Genomic DNA, 19426 nt, shown 5'->3' with positions numbered 1-19426 from the left:
TGCCCAGATCCGGCGATTTCAGCCCTTCACGGCTCCCGCGGTCAGCCCGGTCACGATCGCACGCTGCAACACCTGGAAGACCAGCACGGTCGGTACGGCGGTCAGCAGCGTACCCGCGCAGAACATGCCGAAGTTGCTGTTGCGTTCGCCGGCGACGAGGCCGTACATGCCGACCGGGAGGGTCTTGGCGCCGGTGTCGGTGAGGAACACGTTGGCGATGAGGAACTCGTTGATCGTGCCGATGAACGCGAGCATGCCGGACACCGCCAGGATCGGGGCGACCAGCGGCAGCAGGATCCGGAAGAACGTCTGGGCGTGCGAGGCGCCGTCCATCGTGGCGGACTCGTCGAGCTCGCGGGGCACGGTGTCGAAGAAGCCCTTCATCAGCCACGTGTTCACGCCGAGCGCCCCGCCCAGGTAGAGCAGGATGAGGCCCCAGGACCGGTTGAAGCCGATCGGCGGCCACAGCTCGGTGATCGTGGAGAACATCAGGAAGATCGCCACGATCGCGAGGAACTGCGGGAACATCTGGATCAGCAGGAGGGCCAGGAGGCCGGGTCGCCGGCCGCGGAACCGCAGGCGGCTGAAGGCGTACGCGGCCAGCGCCGACAGGAACACCGACGCGGCGGCCGACACCCCGGCGATCAGCACGGAGTTGAGAAACCAGTGCGGGAACGGCGTCTCCGTGAGCAGCCGCGAGAAGTTGCCGAACGAGGCGCCGCGCGGCAGAACGGTGGTCGACGAGAGCGTGCCCAGCGGGTTCAGCGCCGCGGACACGACGAAGACGATCGGGAAAAGCGAGAACAGCAGCGCGACGACGGCCACCCCGTGCCGCCACCCCACGGCGGAGAACCACCTCATGCTGAGCCTCATTTTCATGCCCTCCTGGCCCTCACCGCCACGGCCGTCGCCCGCCCACCCTGGGCGTGGCTCGGTGCAGTCGGTCATGAATAGACCTCTTCCTGCCGGCGGGTACGGCGGAAGCTGACCACCGAGATCACCGCGACGATGACGAAGATGAACACCGAGACCGCGGCGGCGAAGCCGTACTGGGCCCCCGAGCCGCCGAAGGCCAGCCGGTACGTGTACGTGATCAGCAGGTCGGTCGCGCCGTTGGCCGGGTTGTCAGCGGCGAACGGGGCGCCGTCGGTGGTCAGGTAGATCGCGTTGAAGTTGTTGAAGTTGAACGCGAACGAGGAGATCAGCAGCGGGGTCAGCGCGACCAGCAGCAGCGGCAGCGTGACCCGGCGCAGCGACTGCCACGGGCCGGCGCCGTCCAGCTTCGACGCCTCGCTGAGCTCCGCCGGGATGGCCTGCAGCGCGCCCGTGGCGACCAGGAACATGTACGGGTACCCCAGCCACAGCTGCACGAGGATCACCGCGATCCGGGCGGACGTGGCGCCGCCGAACCAGTCGACGCCGAGGCCGGACAGGTTGTTGATCAGGCCGAAGTCGGTGTTGAACATGTCCCGCCAGACCAGCAGCATGGCGAACGACGGCATCGCGTACGGCAGCACCAGCAGCGTCCGGTAGAGCGCGCGTCCGCGCATCCGGGGCGAGTGCAGGGCGAGCGCGCAGCCGAGCCCGAGCACGAACGTCCCGCCGGTCGAGGCCAGGGCGAAGATCAAGTTCCAGATGAGCGTACGGGCGAACGGCCCGGAGATCGCCGGGTCGGTGATCAGCCGGGTGAAGTTCGCGAGGCCGACGCCGACCCGCCAGCCCTGCGCCAGCCGTTCGCCGTCGGCGGCGATGAACGCGCCCCGGCCGTCGTCGGCGGTCCAGGTCTTGCCGGTGGCCGCCTCGCGGATGCAGTCGCAACCCTCGTCGTACGCGCGCCCGGCCCGGCCCTCGTACGCCCGGGTCAGGCCCTGGGAGCGGATCGCACCGCCGGCGGTGGGCACCACCAGGCCGGTGATCTCCCGGCCGCGGGCGGCGGCCTGCCCGCCGGTCAGCACGGTGTAGCCCGCGGCGGCGGTGACCCGGCCGGCCGGGTTCACGGTGACCTCGCCGGGCGGCAGGGTCCGCAGGCCGCCGGCGGTCCCGGCGGACACCCGCCCGGTCGCCGGGTCGGTGACGAGGAAGCTGAGCGGCCCGGTCGCCGGGTCGCCGGTGGTGGCCACCGTGAGGACGTACTCCGCCGAGCCGGGCACCCGGGTGACCGAGGCGGTCTGGATCGCCACGACGGCGTCCCGCTTGTCGCCGCGGTGGCCGTCGCTGAAGTTCGTGAAGGCCGTGGACGCGGTGTAGAGGACCGGGAAGAGCTGGAAGATCAGGAGGAAGAGCGTGCCGGGCACGAGGTACTTGGCCGGCACGTGGCGCGGGCTCAGGTAGAGGTAGAAGAGTCCCGCGGTGGCGGCGGCCAGGACGCCGAGGGCGATCCAGTGGCCCTGTTCCAGCAGCGGGAACGCTGCCCAGAGGGCGATCGCGGCGACCGGCCCGAGCAGCAGGACGGTGAGGAGGCGGCCGCGGGCGCCGCCCCGGCGCGGCCCACGCGGGGCCACGGCCGGGGCGGTTTCCCGCTCGAGGAGAGCGGTCTTCACTTGATCTGGCTCGAGATGGTCTTGGCGGCGGCGGACAGGGCGGTCTTCGGGTCGGCACCGCCGATGACGGCGGACTCGGCCTTGCCGAACGGGTCCCAGATCGTGGCCATCTCGGGTACGGCGGGCAGCGGCACGGCGTTCTTCCCGGCGTCGACGAACTTGGCGAGGTCCGGGTCGGTGCCCTTGACCTGGTCGAACGCGGCGGTGAGCGCCGGCGGACGCGGCTCGGCCTCGTACAGGGCGACGGCCAGTTCCGGGGCGGTCACGTAGTTGGTGACGAACTCCTGCGCGAGCGCCTTGTTCTTGCCCTTGGCCGCCACGTAGAAGGTCTGCACGCCGAGGAACGGCTGGGCCGGCTTGCCGCCCGCGAAGCCGGGTACGGGGCTCACGTCGTACGCCATCTTGGCTTTCTTGACGTCGGTGACCGCCCACGGCCCGGAGACGAGGTACGCGCACTTGCCCGCGGTGAAGGTGGCGATCGAGTTCTCGACGGTGATGGAGCGCTTCAGCGCGCCGTCGCCCTTCTCGCCGAGCTTGCGGATCTTCTCGAAGGCCGCGATCGAGGCGGGCTTGCCGACGCCGAGATCCTTGGGGTCGTAGTCGCCGGCCGCGGTCCGGCCGAACAGGTAGCCGCCCGCCGAGGTGAAGAACGGGTACAGGTGGTACGCGTCGCCGTTCTGCCCGACCTGCAGGCAGAGGATCTCGCTCGCCTTCTTCTGCGACCGCAGCTTCCTGCCGGTGGCGACGAGGTCCTCCACGGTGGCCGGGGCGTCGGGCGCGAGCTTGGTGTTGCGGATCAGCGCGAGGTTCTCGGTGGCGTACGGGACGCCGTACACCTGGCCGTTGAAGGTGACGGCCTTGAGCGCGTTCGGGGCGATGCCCTCCTGCTGGGCGGCGGTGAGCTGGACCGGGTCGACGGCGCCGTTCTGCACCAGGTTGCCGATCCAGTCGTGGGCGCCGACCATCACGTCCGGTCCGCTGCCCTGCTGGGAGGCGGTGACGAAGGTGGTCTGCTGGTCCTTGGAGATGGCCTGGACCTCGACGGTGACGCCGTTCTCCTGGCCGAACCGCTCGGCGAAGGGCTTGAGCGCGGCGGCGCGCTTGTCGTCGCCCCAGATGACGAGCTTGCCGCCCGCCGCCGGTGCGGAGCTGCCGGGGCCGGGCTTGTCGCCGCCGCTGCTGCTGCAGCCGGCGGCAAGGGCGATCAGGGCGATCGCGGCTATGGCTTTAGTGCGCATTTCTACTCCTATCGGGCAGCACGAAGCGGCCCGCTGCACAGAGAGGGTGTGGGAAGAGAGGGGCCGGAGAGGCGTCAGTACGTTGCCGGGACGTTAGCAAGACGTTTCGATGAATGGAAGAGCTTGCAAGCCGTCCGCAAGAAGTTCCAGGGTCTACAGTGACGCCCATGCGCGCACGACTCTCCGACATCGCGCGCCAGGCCGAGGTCAGCGAGGCGACGGTGTCGCGGGTGCTCAACGACCGGCCCGGCGTGTCCGCCGACACCCGCCAGGCGGTGCTGACGGCCCTCGACGTCCTCGGCTACGAACGCCCGGAAAGGCTGCGCAAACGCAGCGCGGGCCTGGTCGGCCTGATCGTGCCGGAGCTGGAGAACCCGATCTTCCCGGCGTTCGCGCAGACCATCGAGTCCGCGCTGTCGCAGTCCGGCTTCACGCCCGTGCTGTGCACCCAGACCCCGGGCGGCGTGACCGAGGACGAGTACGTCGAGATGCTGCTCGACCGCCAGGTCTCCGGCATCGTGTTCGTCTCCGGCCTGCACGCCGACACCACCGCCGACCACGACCGCTACCGCCGCCTGGTGGACCGGCCGCTGCCGATCGTGCTGATCAACGGCTTCGCCGACGGGCTGGACGCCCCGTTCATCTCCTGCGACGACCGGCTGGCCGGCGAGCTCGCGGTCAACCACCTGGTCGCGCTGGGGCACCGGCGCATCGGTTTCATCTCCGGCCCGGACCGCTTCCTCAACGTGCAGCGCAAGCTCGACGGATACCGTACGGCGATGCGCCGCGAGCTGGGCGTGCGCGACCGCGACCTGGACGAGCTCGTCGCGCTGACGCTGTTCGGGGTGGAGGGTGGCGAGGTGGCCGCGGGCCAGCTGCTGGCACGCGGCGTCACCGGCATCGTGTGCGGCTCGGACCTGATGGCGCTGGGCGCGATCCGGGCGGCCCGGCGGCGGGGCCTGAGCGTCCCGCGGGACGTGTCGGTGGTCGGGTTCGACGACTCGCCGCTGATCGCGTTCACCGACCCGCCGCTGACCACGCTGCGCCAGCCGGTGGCGGCGATGGGCAACGCGGCCATCCGCCAGCTGGTGGACGAGATCAACGGCCATGGCGCGCCGCGCTCGGAGTACGTGTTCCCGCCCGAGCTCGTGGTGCGCGGCTCGACGGCGATCAACCGCTCGGACCGCGGGCCGGAGTCCGTCGGGCCGGAAAGTATGAAGTTTTCCGCGGCTTGAGTCGTACTTGTTAAGTTGATCTTCTGAAAGTTGTTGCGGGCCTTCGCGGCGGGAGCCCGGGCCGCTGGCTGCACTTTCGCGGCGACACGCCGCACGACGGTCGGCCGTTTCTGCAAGGAGAACCGGGTAACTCGGGCATTTCTCCCCGCCGCATCGAGGCGCTTCTCTTTACCGTGACGAAACACGCTGCTAACTTTCCTCGGACTTGCGCAAGAAGTTTCACACCCCTCCCCCGCGTCCCCGGAGGCTTCCCATGCGTGTCCGTCAGGTCGTCGCCACCGCAGCGACCGCCGTCCTCGCCGCCGGCCTGGTAGCCGTCGGCGCCGTCCACACACGCGACCAGGCCGAGGCGTCCACCGCCTCGCCCGGCGCCAAGGACGTCATCGTCCACCTCTTCGAATGGCCCTGGGCCTCGGTCGCGAGCGAGTGCACCGGCGTGCTCGGCCCCAAGGGCTTCGGCGGCGTGCAGGTGTCGCCGCCGCAGGAACACGTCGTGCTGCCGGGCAGCGGCTATCCGTGGTGGCAGGACTACCAGCCGGTCAGCTACCAGCTCACCACCCGGCGCGGCGACCGCACGGCGTTCGCGAACATGGTCAGGACGTGCCACGCCGCGGGCGTCAAGATCTACGTCGACGCGGTCGTCAACCACATGGCCGGCGGCGCCTCCACCGGCACCGGCAGCGGCGGCTCCACGTACTCGCAGTACGCGTACCCGGCTGTGCCGTACGGCAGCGGCGACTTCCACCACTGCGGGCGCAACGGCAACGATGACATCGTGAACTGGGGCGACCGCTGGGAGGTCCAGAACTGCGAGCTGGTCGACCTGTCGGATCTCAAGACCGAGTCCTCGTACGTGCGCGGCAAGCTCACCGCGTACCTGGACGACCTGGTGTCGCTGGGCGTGGACGGGTTCCGGGTGGACGCGGCCAAGCACCTGCCCGCCGCCGACCTGGCCGCGGTCGTCGACCCCGTCGCCGGTGACCCGTACGTGTTCTCCGAGGTCATCGAGGGCGGCTCCGGCGAGCCCGCGCCCGAGGAGTACGCGGGCATCGGCGACGTCACGGAGTTCCGCTACGGCGACGTGGTGGGCGGCGCGTTCAAGGACGGCAACCTGTCGAACCTCACCAACCTTGCCGGCCAGATGCGGCTGGGCTCCGGCGATGCCGTGGCGTTCGTGGACAACCACGACACCCAGCGCAACGGCCGCGCGAAGCTGACCTACAAGGACGGCACCTCGTACGCGCTCGCCGAGGCGTTCATGATCGCGTTCCCGTACGGCGTCCCGCAGGTCATGTCGAGCTTCACCTTCTCGAACAACGACGCCGGCCCGCCCGCCTCGAGCAACGGCACCACCACCGCGGTGAGCTGCGGCAACGGCTGGCAGTGCGAGCACCGTGCGCGGACCACGGCCAACATGGTGGCGCTGCGCAACACGGCCGCGGGCGCCGCGGTCAGCAACTGGTGGAGCAACGGGTCCAACCAGATCGCGTTCGGGCGCGGCAGCGCGGCGTACGTGGCGTTCAACCGCTCCGGCTCGGCGCTGACCCGGACGTTCCAGACGTCGCTGCCGGCGGGCACGTACTGCGACGTCATGGCGGGCGACGCGGCGAACGGCTCGTGCACCGGGCCGGCGTACACGGTGAACTCCGGCGGCCAGGTGACCGCGACGGTGGCGGCGAACTCGGCGCTGGCCCTGCACATCAACGCCAAGGGCAGCGGCGGCACCACCGGTTGCAGCACCGCCCCCGTGGCCTTCGAGGCGAACGCCACCACGACCTGGGGCCAGAACGTCTTCGTCACCGGCAACACGGCGGCCCTGGGCAACTGGGACCCGGCGAACGCGGTCGCGCTGTCCTCCGCGTCGTACCCGGTGTGGAAGGCGACGGTGTCGCTGCCGGGCGGCACGGCGGTGCAGTACAAGTACATCAAGAAGGAGGGGTCCACGGTGGTCTGGGAGAGCGACCCGAACCGTACGCGGACCACGCCGTCGGCCTCCCCGTGCAGCGCGACGTGGAGCGACACCTGGCGGTGACCGTCAGCCGATGAGCACCTCGCGGAGCTCGCGGGTGGCCATGCGGACCATGCCGGGGTTGGTGTCCCAGTAGTACGGCAGCGCGCCCACCGCCTGTCGCAGGGCCCAGCCCCGGCCTCGCAGCCACGACGCGTCGTCCGCCTCCAGCTCCTCGCGGTACCGTTCGCGGCTCGCCCGGTCCAGGATCGTCCAGGCGGCCAGCAGGTCGCGGGCCGGGTCACGCACGCTCAGGCCGCCGAAGTCGATGGCCGCGGTTATCCTGCCGCCGGTGACCAGCACGTTGCCCGGCAGCAGGTCGCCGTGGACCCACGCGCCGGGCCCGTCGTGCGGCGCGGCCTCCATGGTCTCCTCCCACGAGCGCAGCGTGGCCGGCCCGTCGATGCGGTCGCCGAGCTGCGCGATCGAGCGGCGGACGTCCTCGTCGCCGGACTGAGGTCCGGGCAGGTCGCGGCGCATGTCGTCCGGCGCGAGGGCCGGGTCGAGGCGGCGCATCGCCCGGACGAAGCCCGCCAGATCCGCGGCGGCCCGGTCGAGGTCGTCGAGGGTGCCGTCGGCGTTCTCCCCCGGCAGCCAGGTACACACCGACCACGGGAACGGGTAGTCGTCCTGCGGCTCGCCCAGCCCGACCGGCTCGGGCAGCGCCAGCGGCACCTGCGGCGCGAGCCAGGGCAGCCACCTCGCCTCCCGGGCGGCCTGCTGCGCGGCCCAGCCGATCCGGGGCAGGCGTACCGCCAGGTCGGCGCCGAGCCGGTAGACGTCGTGGTCGGTCCCGTACGACGGCACCAGCCGCGCGGGCAGACCGGCCCACTGCGGGAACTGTGCGGCGAGCAGGCGGCGTACGAGCGTCTCGTCGGTGGCGACCTCGTCGGCGTGCATTCTCATGGCAGGCATCCCGGCGATCTTCGGGCCGCGGCCACGCCGGCGTCCACCGAATTTGCCCCCGCCTGACAGACTCCCGCGGATGACCCACGTGCTGCGGCGCAACCTGCGGGCGCGCCTCCTGCTCGGCTGGTTCGCGCTGCTCACGCTCGGGTTCCTGGCCTCCGCGTACGCGTGGGACGTCCTGCACTGGATCGACCAGGGCCCGGGCTGCGCGCTGGCGTTCCTGCCCGCCTCGATCGAGCCCTGCAACCAGATCCAGGGCGACGCCAGCTGGAAGCTCCGCGCGATCGTGTACGCCCTGCTCCTGGTGGTGCTGGTGGCCGGCGCCCGCGCCCTCGCCGGCTGGAGCCTGCGCCCGGTGCGCGACATGGTGCCGGTGATCGCCCAGGTCGGACCCCAGAACCTCGGCCTGCGCGTCACGGGCGGCGGCCGGCGCGACGAGCTCGCCGCGCTGTCCGGCGCGCTGAACACGATGATGGACCGCATCGTGGCCGGGTACGAGGGCCAGCGCCGCTTCGCCGCCAACGCCTCGCACGAGCTGCGGACGCCGCTCGCCGTGCAGCGCACGCTGATCGAGGTGGGCATGTCCGGGACGCTCACTGAGGATCAGTTGTCCCTGCTCACCGCGCAGCTGCTACGCGCCAACGAACGCAACGAACGGCTCATCGAGGGCCTGCTCGTGCTGACCGAGGTGGACCAGGCGCGCATCGGCAGCACGCCGCAGCCCCTCGAGCGGATCGCCGGCGGGGTGCTGGCCGCGTACGAGGAGCAGGCGAAGAAGGCCGGCGTGACCGTCACCGCCGAGCTGCGGCCGCGCGAGGTCCCGGGCGACGAGGTCCTGCTGGAGCGGCTGATCACCAACCTCGTGCAGAACGGGATCAAGTACAACCGGCCGGGCGGCACGCTGCACGTCACGGTCGGCGGCTCGCCCGCGCTGGCCGTCGTCAATACCGGGTCGCCGGTGCCGGCCGAGGCGGTGCCCGGGCTGTTCGAGCCGTTCAAGCGCCTGGGCTCGGACCGCATCGACCACAGCGGCGGCGCCGGGCTGGGCCTCGCGATCGCCCGGTCCGTGGTCCAGGCGCACCACGGCACCATCGCGGCCGAACCGGGCCCGGACGGCGGCCTGCGGGTCTCGGTCGACCTGCCGCCGTTCTGACGTCTCAGTAGCGGAAGGTGGACACCAGCTCGGTGAGCTCGCCCGAGGCGGCGGCGAGGCTGCGGGCCGTGTCCTGGGTGCTCTTCGCGCCCGCGCTGGCCTGCTCCGCGGTCTCCGCCACCCCGACGATCGTCGAGGCGATCTCGCCTGCGCCGGTCGCGGTCTCGCCGACGTTGCGCGACATCTCCTGCGTGGTGGCCGTCTGCTCCTCGATGGCCGACGCGATCGTCGTCTGGGTGTCGCTGATCTCGGTGACCACCTCGGAGATCCGGCCGATCGCCGCGGCGGCGGCACCGCTGCCCGAGCGGATGGCCTCGACCTTCCCGGCGATCTCCTCGGTGGCTTCGGCGGTCTGCTGCGCGAGCTGCTTGACCTCGTCGGCCACCACGGCGAAGCCGCGGCCGGTCTCGCCCGCACGGGCCGCCTCGATCGTGGCGTTCAGCGCCAGCAGGTTCGTCTGGTGGGCGATGTCGGTGATCAGCTTGACCACGGTCTGGATCTCGGCGGACGACTCGGCCAGCCGGGCGACCGACTCGTCGGCCTCGCCGGCGGCACGGACCCCGCCGCGGGCGATGTCGCTGGCTCGGGTGGCGCTGCGCGCGATCTCCTCGATGGAGGCGTTCATCTCGTCGGCCGACGCGGCCAGCGACGACACGATGGCGGAGACCTCCTCGGCGCTGGCGCTCACCGCACCGGCCTGCGCGCTGGTCTGCTCCGCTCCCCCGGCGAGCTGCGTGCTCACCACGCTCAGCTCGGCGGCGGCCACGGAGACTTCCCGGGCCTTGGCGGCGACCGCGGCCACCAGCTGCTGCATCCGGTCGGCGAAGCGGTTGAACCCGCCGGCCGCCCGGGTGATCTCGTCCCGTCCGGTGTCGGCGATCCGCTGGGTCAGGTCGCCGTCGCCGTCGGCGATCTCCGCGAGCCGGGTGTTGAGCGTGCGGAGCGGCCGGATGATCGAGCGGATCAGCACGGCCGCCATGAGCGCGCCGATCAGGACGGTCAGGACGCCCACGACCACCATGACCGCCGAGGCGTTGTCCGACGCGGCGTCGGCGTCGCGTGTGGCTGCCGCCGCGTCCGCATCCACCGAGGCGACCAGCGTGTCGACGTCGGCGGCGATCCCGTTGAAGATCTTGATCTCGTCCACCGCGACGAGCTGGTCGGCCCGCGCGAGCTGCCCGGCGACGCCGGAGCGGTAGTTCTCGACGATCTGCTTGTCCAGGTCCATGAACTGCTGGAACGCGGTCTCGATGCGGTCGGCGTACCGCCGCTCGGCAGCGCTGAGGCGCCCGCCGCGCAACGCCGCGAGCTCCGTGCGGAACGCGGTGGCGGAGGCGAGGAAGGAACGGCGCGCCTCGGCCGTGTCGTCGGCCGCGCCGGTCACGCCGCGGCTCACGTCGAAGGCGTACGCGGTCTGCCAGCCGTTGAAGTCGCCGGAACGGAACTTGACCTGCATGGCGAGGCGGGTGGTGCGCTGGTAGTCGGCGACCGTACCGGTCGCCCGCGCCTGGTTCGCGATCGCGGACAGCCCGATGACGACCACCGCACCGAGCAGGGTGAGCAGGATGCCCATGGCCGCCACGAGACGGGTGCTGATCCGTACGCGCCTGAGTCCTGCAGTCACCGCTCCACCTCGACGTCCGTCGTGTTCGTCCTCGATGTACGTATCGGCCCACCGGGCGGCTTCTTGAGCCTCCGTTGACCTTTCGCGGGACCGGGGCTAGCGTTTCCGCCACGTTACGGCGCGAACATGTGTTCGCATGCCGAACTTTGGGAGGTGGCGGCGTGTCGGTCAACCGGTCCCTGCTCATCGGCGGCGACGAGGTTCCCGCGGCGGACGGACGTACCACCGAGGATCTGAACCCGCACACGGGCCACGTGTTCGCCGAGGTCGCCGCCGCATCCCCGGCGGACGTGACCCGCGCCGTCGATGCCGCGTCCGCGGCGTTCCCGGCATGGTCGGCCACGCCGCCGACGCAGCGGCGCCGGGTGCTCTCCCGGGCCGCCGACCTGCTCGAGGAACGCGCCGCCGACGCCGCGGCGCTGATGGCCGGCGAGACCGGCGGCGCCTTCGGCTGGTCGATGTTCAACGCTGGCCTGGCCGCGGCGATGCTGCGCGAGGCCGCCGCGGCCACCACCCTGCCGATCGGCGAGGTGCTCGCCTCGGACAACCCGGACGTGCTGTCGCTGGCCGTCCGCCAGCCCGCCGGCGTGGTGGCAGCCTTCGCGCCGTGGAACGCGCCGCTCATTCTCGGCACCCGCGCCGTCGCTGCGCCTCTGGCCGGCGGCAACACCGTCGTGGTGAAGGCCAGCGAGGAGGCGCCGCTGACCTGCGCGCTGTTCATCGCCGACGTGCTGCGCGACGCAGGCCTGCCGCCTGGCGCGCTCAACGTGCTGACCAACGACCCGGCCGACGCGGCACGCATCGCCGAGACCCTCATCGCCGACCCCCGCGTACGCCGGGTCAACTTCACCGGCTCCACGAAGATCGGCCGGCGCATCGGCGAGCTCGCCGCCCGCCACCTCACCCCCGCCGTCCTCGAGCTCGGCGGCAAGAACTCGATCCTCGTGCTCGACGACGCCGACCTCGAGTACGCCGTGGACGCCGTGGCGTTCGGCGCGTACCTCAACTCGGGCCAGATCTGCATGTCCGCCGACCGGGTGCTGGTCGACCGTACGCTCGCCGACGAGTTCGCCGCCCGCCTCGCCGAGAAGGCGAAGACACTGCCCGGCGGCGACCCCACCGACCCGCACACGGTGATCGGCCCGCTCATCAGCGCGGACGCGGCCCGGCGCGTGGCCGGCCTGGTCGACGACGCCGCCGCGGCCGGCGCGCGGGTGCTCTCCGGCGGCGGCGCACCGGACGGCGCCCACTACCCCGCCACCGTGCTGACCGGGGTCACCCCGGACATGCGCATCCACACCGAGGAGATCTTCGGGCCGGTCTGCACGGTGCTGCCCGTGGCCGGCGAGGACGAGGCCGTGGCGGTCGCCAACGACAGCCCGTACGGCCTGACCGCCGGCATCGTCACCCGCGACGTCACCCGTGGCCTCGCCGTGGCGCGGCGGCTGCGCACCGGCATCGCCCACGTCAACGACCAGTCCGTCGACGACGACCCCATCGCGCCCTTCGGCGGCCTCGGCGACTCCGGGTACGGCCGCTTCGGCGGGCGCGCGGGCGTGGAGGCGTTCACCGACCTGCGGTGGATCACGGTGCAGCAGCGGCCCAAGCAGTTCCCGATCTGAGGCTTGCCCTCAAGCGCTTGAGGGGTGCCAGGCTCGTCGCATGGACGTGTTCACCATCCAGGAGGCGGCCCGGCGTACCGGGCTCACCGAACCCACCCTGCGCTACTACGAGGAGATCGGGCTGCTCGGCCCGATCGAGCGCGACGAGCGCCACGGCCACCGCCGGTACGGCATCCGCGACCTCGACGAGCTCGAGATCCTGGCCTGCCTGCGCGCCGTCGGCATGGGCATCGAGGACATGCGCTCGTACCAGGCCAACCGCGGGCGGGGCCGCGCGGCCGCGGGCGAGCAGCGCGACCTGCTGCTGCGCCACGCCGGCCGGATCGAGGCCGAGATCGAGGCCCAGCGCGCCCGGCTCGGCTACCTGCGCGCGAAGGCGGCGATGTGGGACGCCCGGGACCGCGGCGACGAGCAGGCGGAGGCCGACGCGATGCGGCAGCTCGCGGGCGCGTTCGAGGGCCTGGCGGTGGCGCGATGAGCCCCGTCCTGGTCACCGGCGGCTCCGGCTACCTCGGCACCCACCTGATCGCCGCGCTGCTGCGGGCCGGCCGCCCGGTCCGCGCGGTCATCCGCTCGGCGGCGGGCGAGGCGGACGTCCGGGCCGCGGTGCGCCGCGGCGACGCCGACGACACCGGCCTGGAGTTCGCCTTCGCGGACCTGACCAGCGACGACGGCTGGGCCGAGGCGGTGCGGGGCTGCGCGGAGGTGCACCACGTCGCCTCCCCCATCCCGGCCGTGCAGCCCGACGACCCCGACGAGCTGATCGTCCCCGCCCGCGACGGCACCCTGCGGGTCCTGCGCGCCGCCCGTGACGCGGGAGCCCGCCGGGTGGTGCTGACCTCGTCGTTCGCGGCGGTCGGCTACACCCCGAAGCCCACCGCCGACTACACCGAGGACGACTGGACCGATCCGGACACGCCGGGGCTGGCGCCGTACCCGCGTTCCAAGGCGATCGCCGAGCTCGCCGCCTGGGAGCTGATGCGACGCGACGGCGGCGGCACCGAACTGACGGTTGTCAACCCGACCTTCATTCTCGGGCCGGCCCTGGCCCCGCGCGTACGGTCCTCGGTCCAGCTGATCAAGGCGATGCTGGACGGGACGATGCCGGCCGTACCCCGGCAGCGCTTCGGCATCGCCGACGCCCGCGACGTGGCCGACCTGCACCTGCGGGTCATGGCCGCCCCGGAGGCCGCGGGCCGGCGCTTCCTCGCGCTCGCCGACGGTCCGACGCTCAGCTTCCTCGACGTGGCCCGCACGCTGCGCCGCCGTCTCGGGCCGCTCGCGGACCGCATGCCCGACCGCGAGCTCCCCGGCGACGAGCCGCCGGACCTGGTCATCCACAACGACCGGGCCAAGGCGCTGGGCTGGCGGCCGCGCCCCGCCGAGACCACGATCGTCGAGACGGCCGAGAGCCTGCTGACCGGTCCGGGAGTCAGCCCCGCATGAGCCGCTCCAGGATCGTGCGGGCCGCGAGGAGCCCTTCGACGGCCCGCGTGATCCGGGCGTGTTCCTCGCCCAGGGCGTCCAGCAGCTCGGGGCAGGTGGGCGCCAGCACCGTCGTGTCGTCCGGGATGCAGGGCAGGATCTCGGCGATCGCCGCGGTGCTCAGGCCGGCGGACAGCAGCAGCTGGATGTGCCGTACGGTGCGCAGCGCCTGCTCGTCGTAGTGGCGGTACCCGCTCGCGAGCCGGGCGGGCCGCAGCAGGCCCTGCTCCTCGTAGTAGCGCAACGCTCTGGGGGTGGTCCCCGCCTGACGAGCCAGTTCGCTGATCCGCACGGGGACAGCACACCAATGGCTTGACCTTCACGTCAACGTGAACGTTTACGGTCGGCTCGTGACCGACCTTCTCCCCCTCGCCGTCCTGGGGCTGGGCCCGATGGGCCGCGCCCTCGCCACCGCCGCACTCGCCGCCGGCCATCCGACCGTGGTGTGGAACCGCACCCCGGACAAGGCCGCCCCGCTCGTGGCGCAGGGCGCGACGCTCGCGCCCACCGCCGCCGAGGCCGCGGACCGGGCCCGGCTCGTCATCACCTGCCTGATCGACTACGAGGCGCTCCGGGCCACCGTCGCCGCCCCGGCCGGCAACCCGCCGGCGACCCTCGTCAACCTCGGCAGCGGCCCCGCCGCCGAGGCCCGCGCCATGGCATCCTGGGCCGCGCAGCACGGCACCGACTACCTCGACGGCGCCATCCTGACCCCGGCGCCGACAATCGGCACACCGGCCGCGACCATCCTGTACAGCGGCCCGCGCGCCCTGTACGACCGGTACAGGGCGGTGCTCGCCTGCTTCGGCGGCACCAGCACCCACGTCGGCGACGACGCCGGCGCCGCGGCCGCGTACGAGATGGCCCTGCTCGATCTGTTCACCATGTCCGTCGGCGGGCTGGCGCACGCGTACGCCCTGGCCACCGCGGAGGGCATCGCACCGGCCGCCTTCGCCGCGTACGCCCGGGCCATCGGCGGCCTGCTGCCCGGCATGGCCGACCGGTTCGCCGGCCACCTCGAGGCCGGCACCTTCCCCGCCGACATCTCCAGCATCGCCTCGGCGGCATCGGCGGTGACCCACGTCCGCGCGGCGGCAACCGCCCGCGGCCTCGACACGGCGGCGCTGCGGGCGGTGCAGGCGCTGCTGGACCGCGCGGTCGCTGCAGGTCACGGCGGCGACAACTACGCCCGCCTCACCCACCTGCTCACCCGGGAGAGCGAGTCGATCTCGTGAGGGTGCGGGCCGCCGCACACGGCCGACGTCGCTACCCTTGGCCCATCGAGGTCTTTCGCTGGACGTGAAGAGGTAGGCGAAGCTTCTTGGCTCGATCCAGACCGCACGGCACCGGCCACGGTGACGGGGAGAGCTACGGCGACTCGCCGTCGGGCCGTCCGGGAAGGCCGCACGGTGGCGACGCCGGAAGTGTGGCGTCCGCACAGGAGATGGCCGCCGCGTCGGCCCGCCGGGGACGGCCGACCGGCGACACCGGCACGCACCCTTCGCGGCTGCCGGGCGACGAGCCGGCCGGCCCGACCTCGGCAGGCCCGGAGGCGGCTTCCGCCCGGTCATTCGTCGACAACATCACTGGCCATCCCACGTCCGTCGCTGGGCGGTCGGCGCAGGACATCGCCGATCAGTTCACCACGGCCGGATACCGGGCGACCGTCGAGCAGAGCCGCAAAAAGGGCACCTCGGGCCACGCCGTGCAGGTGCGCGTCGAGGGACATCCCGAGATCACCAACATCCAGGTCCATCCCGGCGGGGGCCGCCACACCCCCGACGGGTCGCCATACTGGAAGATCTCGACGAATACGGCCGGCAAGACGTGGGTGATCCCCCGGGACTTCCGGGGAGCTGAGGAACTGGGCGGGAATGTCGTTCGGTATGACGAATGAGCTGATCTTCGTAGATCGCGCTGGGTCGGTGGCTGAGGCGGCCGAGCTGGAACGGGCCGGGGCCGATCTGGTCGGCGTCTCTCTGGCCCCCGACCCTCGCTTCTTCGACGAGCGCACGGTCACTGCCGAGAACGCCGCCCGGATCGCGAGGACGCTGCAGCGGGCCACCCTGGTCGCCGCGATGGAGCTGTCCGGCGATCCCGGCCGGATTCTGCGGACCGTGTCCGCCGTCGGCGCCCGGAGGGTGCAGCCGATCACCGGGGCGATCCCGCCTGCCGGCGTACGGGCCGCGCTGGACGAGGCAGGCGTGGGCATCCTCTACGGCGGCATCGAGATCTCGCACGACGACGATCCCGGGTGGGTCTTCAGTGCGTACGCCGACACGCCCGGCCTCAACGCCGCGCTGTTCCGCGCCGACGTGCTGCCCGAGTATCGCGATTCGTGGACGTTCCTGCGGGACAAGGCGCCCGAGTTCGACGAGGAGTTCCAGGTCGGCGATCTCGACGCGCTGGCGCGGGAGCGGCCGTTGCTCGTGGGCCTGGACTTCACGCCGGGCAATGTCGCGGAAATCATGGCGGCGCTGCCGGCCGTACGCGGGATCGCGTTGACGCTGGGTGGCCAGGCGCGACGGGGCGATGTGCGGTTCCACTCGTACTCCGATGCTCTTGACGTGGTGCGGGCCGCCGCGCCTCGGGGGGCTCCGGGTCGTTCTGTTCGACGATGAGATCTTCAGGCCGTAATGTCCGATGCATGGGTCTTCGGTATCGGGTCGGCGTGCTGGCCGTCGTGGCCGTGCTCGGCCTGGCCGGCGGGTGCACCTCGCGGTCCGGCCCGGGGCCGGTCACGCCGTCGTCGGGCGCAGCGACGCCGGCCGCGGCGGGGGCGGTGACGACGACGCCGGCGGCCGGGCGGCCCAACATCGTTCTGGTGCTGACCGACGACCTGTCCATGAACCTCGTGCGGTACATGCCGCACGTCCTGGCGATGCAGCGGCGCGGTGCGAGCTTCGCCAACTACACGGTGACCGATTCGCTGTGCTGCCCGTCGCGGGCCTCCATGTTGACCGGGAAGTTTCCGCACAACACCGGGATCTTCACCAACCACGGCGCGGACGGCGGGTTCCGGCTGTTCCACCGCAAGGGCCTGGAGAAGTCGACGTTCGCCACGGATCTGCAGGCTGCCGGGTATCGGACGGCCTTCTTCGGCAAGTATCTGAACGAGTACCAGCCGAAGGGCCGGTTCGTCCCCCCGGGCTGGACCGACTGGCATGCCGGCGGGAACGCGTACCGCAACTTCGACTATGACCTCAACGAGAACGGGCAGGTACGTCACTACGGCACCGCACCGGCTGACTACCTGACCGACGTGGTCGGCGCGAAGGCGTCCGCGTTCATCCGGGACGCCGCTGCCGCCCGTACGCCGTTCCTGGTGGAGGTGGCGACGTACGCGCCGCACTCGCCGTACACGCCGGCCCCGCGGGATGCGCGAGCCTTTCCCGGGCTGACCGCGCCGCGCAGCCCGGCCTTCGAGGCTCTGCCCAGCGACGCCCCGGCGTGGCTGGCCGGGCGGGCGCCGCTCGGCGCGCAGCAGCGCGGGTGGCTGGACGTCATCTTCCGCCAGCGGGTGCAGGCCGTGCAGGCGGTCGACCGGATGGTGGCGTCGCTGCAGCGGAGCCTTTCCGCGGCCGGGGTGGCCGGGTCCACGATGCTCGTGTTCACCTCGGACAACGGCTACCACCTCGGCGAGTACAGGCTGGCTCCGGGCAAGCAGACGGCGTTCGACACCGACGTGCGGGTGCCGCTGGTCGTTTCCGGGCCGGGCGTGCCCGCCGGGCGGGTGGTGCGGGAGCCGGTGACGAACATCGACCTGCGGCCCACCTTCGGCGAGCTGGCGGGCGCGTCCGTACCGGCCGACGTGGACGGTCGCAGCTTCGTGCCGCTGCTCGCGGGTGCCGGGCCGGTGCCGTGGCGCAAGGCGGCGCTCGTCGAGCACCACCACCCCGACCCGGATCCCCGCGACCCGGACAGCCCGTCGCGGCTCAGCGGTAACCCGCCGGACTACGCCGCGCTGCGGACGGCGACGTACACGTACGTCGAGTACGCCGACGGCGGCCGCGAGTTCTACAACCGGGCGTCGGACCCGTACCAGCTGCGCAATGTCGCCGGGCGGTTGTCGCCGGCCCGGGCCGCGGCCCTGCACGCGGCCCTCAAGGGCCTGACCACCTGCCACGGCGGCGCGGCGTGCCAGGTCGCGGACCGTGCCGGCTGAGCTCACCCCAGCGCGAGGGTACGGCGGGCAGCGACGTCCCCGATCAGCGCGATGGCCTCCGCGGCCGGCATGGCGGGCAGCCGGCGGCCGTCGCGCAGGCGCAGCGCCACCTCACCGCCGGACGCCTCGCGCTCGCCGATCACGGCGACGTACGGCACCTTGCGCCCCGCGGCACTCCGGATCCGCGCCCCGAGCGAGCCGTCGTCGTCCACCTCGGCCCGCAGCCCCGCGTCCATCGCCGCGCGGCGGAACGCTGCGGCCGCGTCCCGTTCCGCGGCTCCCACCGGGAGCGCGACGACCTGCACGGGCGCATACCAGACGGGGAAGGCACCGGCGTGGGCCTCGAGCAGCGCGGCGAAGAGCCGTTCGAGCGAGCCGACGAGGCTGCGGTGCACCATCACCGGCCGCTCCAGCGCGCCGGACGACGCCCGGTACGCCAGCCCGAACTGTGCGGGCTGATGCAGGTCGATCTGGATGGTGGCGAGGGTGGACTCGCGGCCGGCCGGGTCGGCGATCTGCACATCGATCTTGGGGCCGTAGAAGGCCGCCTCCCCCGCGACCGCCTCGTACGCCACCCCCTCCGCGTCCAGCGCTTCCTGCAGCAGGCGCTCGCCCTGGGCCCAGCCCTCCTCGTCGCCGGCGTACTTCTCGCCGGCGCCGCGCAGTGACAGCTGGTACGACGACACGGCGATCCCCAGCGCCGCGTGCGCCTGCCGCATCAGGGCGAGGACACCGGCGACCTCCCCGGCGACGTCCCGCAGGCCGCAGAAGATGTGCGCGTCGTTGAGCGAGATGGACCGTACGCGGGTCAGCCCGCCGAGCACCCCCGAGCGCTCGGCCCGGTACATGCCGCCTATTTCGGCGACGCGCACCGGCAGGTCCCGGTACGAGCGCTGCCGCGAGCGGAACACGAGCGCGTGGTGCGGGCACAGGCTGGGCCGCATGACGAGGTCCTCCTCGCCCAGCCGCATCGGCGGGAACATGTCGTCGCTGAAGTTGTCCCAGTGCCCGGAGAGCTCGTACATCCGGCGTTTGCCGAGGACCGGGGAGTACACGTGCTGGTATCCGGCGCGGCGCTCGAGGTCGTACAGATAGGACTCGACCTCGTGCCGGGCGGCGGCGCCGGCCGGCAGCCAGAACGGCAGGCCGGCGCCGATGAGCGGGTCCGAGTCGAAGATGTCGAGGTCGCGGCCGAGCTTGCGGTGATCGGCGGGCATGGCGGTCTCCCTGTCCGGCACCCGGGCGCACCCGCCCCGCGGGCACGACGAAGGCCCCGGGCGAGCTCGCCCGGGGCCACGTTCGTCGCTGGATCAGATCAGCGCGACGGTACGCCGGGACGTCCCGGCGTCGTCGTCACAGACCTGAGGTTCATGCGCCGATCCTAGGAGCGCCGCCGGCGGCGGGCCAACCGATTTACGATTCGCAGGATGGTGCCGGCGCCGTCGCG

General features: G+C 72.5%; 17 protein-coding genes. 10 read left to right on the top strand and 7 right to left on the bottom strand.

Features of this window, described 5'->3' with window-relative positions:
* Window positions 1–18: 18 nt before the first annotated feature.
* From IT780_RS27720 to IT780_RS27710, 3 genes are all read right to left on the bottom strand, one after another.
* Entirely contained in the window at window positions 19–861 is an 843-nt protein-coding gene (locus IT780_RS27720) for a sugar ABC transporter permease (RefSeq protein WP_199514724.1), read from the bottom strand.
* An 83-nt stretch (window positions 862–944) separates the two neighbouring features.
* Window positions 945–2540, bottom strand: a complete 1596-nt coding sequence (locus IT780_RS27715) for an ABC transporter permease subunit (RefSeq protein WP_199514723.1) — start codon at window positions 2538–2540, stop codon at window positions 945–947.
* Window positions 2537–3778: a sugar ABC transporter substrate-binding protein gene (locus IT780_RS27710; protein WP_199514722.1), complete on the bottom strand. Its 1242-nt coding sequence runs from the start codon at window positions 3776–3778 to the stop codon at window positions 2537–2539. The genes IT780_RS27715 and IT780_RS27710 overlap by 4 nt, the downstream gene beginning before the upstream one ends.
* A 167-nt stretch (window positions 3779–3945) precedes the next feature.
* Between IT780_RS27710 and IT780_RS27705 the strand changes: the two genes are divergently transcribed.
* Window positions 3946–5013 (top strand): LacI family DNA-binding transcriptional regulator, encoded by a 1068-nt coding sequence (locus IT780_RS27705; RefSeq protein ID WP_199514721.1) that lies wholly within the window; start codon window positions 3946–3948, stop codon window positions 5011–5013.
* Between the two features lie 253 nt (window positions 5014–5266).
* On the top strand, window positions 5267–7045 hold the full coding sequence (locus IT780_RS27700; RefSeq protein WP_199514720.1) for a carbohydrate-binding module family 20 domain-containing protein: 1779 nt from the start codon (window positions 5267–5269) through the stop codon (window positions 7043–7045).
* A gap of 3 nt (window positions 7046–7048) precedes the next feature.
* Here IT780_RS27700 and IT780_RS27695 read toward each other — a convergent pair whose 3' ends face one another.
* Window positions 7049–7927, bottom strand: a complete 879-nt coding sequence (locus tag IT780_RS27695) for an aminoglycoside phosphotransferase family protein (RefSeq protein WP_199514719.1) — start codon at window positions 7925–7927, stop codon at window positions 7049–7051.
* Between the two features lie 79 nt (window positions 7928–8006).
* Between IT780_RS27695 and IT780_RS27690 the strand changes: the two genes are divergently transcribed.
* Complete coding sequence (locus IT780_RS27690) at window positions 8007–9083, top strand: HAMP domain-containing sensor histidine kinase (RefSeq protein ID WP_199514718.1); 1077 nt, start codon at window positions 8007–8009, stop codon at window positions 9081–9083.
* Window positions 9084–9087: 4 nt separating this feature from the next.
* Here the strand turns inward: IT780_RS27690 and IT780_RS43255 are convergent, their stop codons facing one another.
* Complete coding sequence (locus tag IT780_RS43255) at window positions 9088–10707, bottom strand: methyl-accepting chemotaxis protein (RefSeq protein WP_199514717.1); 1620 nt, start codon at window positions 10705–10707, stop codon at window positions 9088–9090.
* Between the two features lie 161 nt (window positions 10708–10868).
* On the opposite strand from IT780_RS43255, the gene IT780_RS27680 reads away from it, so the two are divergent.
* The 3 genes from IT780_RS27680 to IT780_RS27670 are packed head-to-tail and all read left to right on the top strand — an operon-like array spanning window position 10869 to window position 13775.
* A complete protein-coding gene (locus IT780_RS27680) occupies window positions 10869–12329 on the top strand; it encodes an aldehyde dehydrogenase family protein (RefSeq protein WP_199514716.1) in 1461 nt (486 codons plus the stop codon).
* A gap of 40 nt (window positions 12330–12369) precedes the next feature.
* A complete protein-coding gene (locus IT780_RS27675) occupies window positions 12370–12807 on the top strand; it encodes a MerR family transcriptional regulator (protein ID WP_199514715.1) in 438 nt (145 codons plus the stop codon).
* Window positions 12804–13775 carry an NAD-dependent epimerase/dehydratase family protein gene (locus tag IT780_RS27670; protein ID WP_199514714.1) on the top strand — a complete coding sequence of 324 codons (972 nt, stop codon included), beginning with the start codon at window positions 12804–12806 and terminating at the stop codon, window positions 13773–13775. The genes IT780_RS27675 and IT780_RS27670 overlap by 4 nt, the downstream gene beginning before the upstream one ends.
* Here IT780_RS27670 and IT780_RS43250 read toward each other — a convergent pair.
* Window positions 13762–14106 carry a MerR family transcriptional regulator gene (locus IT780_RS43250; protein WP_199514713.1) on the bottom strand — a complete coding sequence of 115 codons (345 nt, stop codon included), beginning with the start codon at window positions 14104–14106 and terminating at the stop codon, window positions 13762–13764. The two genes, IT780_RS27670 and IT780_RS43250, sit on opposite strands and share 14 nt — an antisense overlap.
* A gap of 58 nt (window positions 14107–14164) precedes the next feature.
* Between IT780_RS43250 and IT780_RS27660 the strand changes: the two genes are divergently transcribed.
* The 4 genes from IT780_RS27660 to IT780_RS27645 all read left to right on the top strand — a co-directional run bounded on the left by IT780_RS27660 (window position 14165) and on the right by IT780_RS27645 (window position 17979).
* Complete coding sequence (locus tag IT780_RS27660; RefSeq protein ID WP_307831418.1) at window positions 14165–15049, top strand: NAD(P)-dependent oxidoreductase; 885 nt, start codon at window positions 14165–14167, stop codon at window positions 15047–15049.
* Window positions 15050–15240: 191 nt separating this feature from the next.
* Window positions 15241–15711, top strand: a complete 471-nt coding sequence (locus tag IT780_RS27655; protein ID WP_199514712.1) for a hypothetical protein — start codon at window positions 15241–15243, stop codon at window positions 15709–15711.
* Between the two features lie 28 nt (window positions 15712–15739).
* The gene (locus tag IT780_RS27650; protein ID WP_199514711.1) at window positions 15740–16435 is read left to right on the top strand and encodes a beta/alpha barrel domain-containing protein; all 696 of its coding nucleotides are present in this window, start codon (window positions 15740–15742) and stop codon (window positions 16433–16435) included.
* A 26-nt stretch (window positions 16436–16461) separates the two neighbouring features.
* Window positions 16462–17979 (top strand): sulfatase family protein, encoded by a 1518-nt coding sequence (locus IT780_RS27645; protein ID WP_199514710.1) that lies wholly within the window; start codon window positions 16462–16464, stop codon window positions 17977–17979.
* 2 nt (window positions 17980–17981) lie between these two features.
* On the opposite strand, the gene thrS is transcribed toward IT780_RS27645, so the two are convergent.
* Window positions 17982–19196 carry a threonine--tRNA ligase gene (gene thrS, locus IT780_RS27640; RefSeq protein ID WP_199514709.1) on the bottom strand — a complete coding sequence of 405 codons (1215 nt, stop codon included), beginning with the start codon at window positions 19194–19196 and terminating at the stop codon, window positions 17982–17984.
* Window positions 19197–19426 lie beyond the last annotated feature (230 nt).

This window comes from Nucisporomicrobium flavum (assembly GCF_016464385.1).
Classification (GTDB): Bacteria; Actinomycetota; Actinomycetes; order Mycobacteriales; family Micromonosporaceae; genus Actinoplanes; species Actinoplanes flavus_A.
Note: the sequence above shows the minus strand (reverse complement) of the source record. Positions and strands in the feature narration are given on the sequence as shown.

Bases quoted from the DNA above. Each gene is read 5' to 3' on its own strand.
- IT780_RS27720 (WP_199514724.1), bottom strand. From the start codon at position 861: ATGAGGTGGTTCTCCGCCGTGGGGTGGCGGCACGGGGTGGCCGTCGTC.
- IT780_RS27710 (WP_199514722.1), bottom strand. From the start codon at position 3,778: ATGCGCACTAAAGCCATAGCCGCGATCGCCCTGATCGCCCTTGCCGCC.
- IT780_RS27705 (WP_199514721.1), top strand. From the start codon at position 3,946: ATGCGCGCACGACTCTCCGACATCGCGCGCCAGGCCGAGGTCAGCGAG.
- IT780_RS27700 (WP_199514720.1), top strand. From the start codon at position 5,267: ATGCGTGTCCGTCAGGTCGTCGCCACCGCAGCGACCGCCGTCCTCGCC.
- IT780_RS27695 (WP_199514719.1), bottom strand. From the start codon at position 7,927: ATGAGAATGCACGCCGACGAGGTCGCCACCGACGAGACGCTCGTACGC.
- IT780_RS27690 (WP_199514718.1), top strand. From the start codon at position 8,007: ATGACCCACGTGCTGCGGCGCAACCTGCGGGCGCGCCTCCTGCTCGGC.
- IT780_RS27675 (WP_199514715.1), top strand. From the start codon at position 12,370: ATGGACGTGTTCACCATCCAGGAGGCGGCCCGGCGTACCGGGCTCACC.
- IT780_RS27670 (WP_199514714.1), top strand. From the start codon at position 12,804: ATGAGCCCCGTCCTGGTCACCGGCGGCTCCGGCTACCTCGGCACCCAC.
- IT780_RS27645 (WP_199514710.1), top strand. From the start codon at position 16,462: ATGGGTCTTCGGTATCGGGTCGGCGTGCTGGCCGTCGTGGCCGTGCTC.
- thrS (WP_199514709.1), bottom strand. From the start codon at position 19,196: ATGCCCGCCGATCACCGCAAGCTCGGCCGCGACCTCGACATCTTCGAC.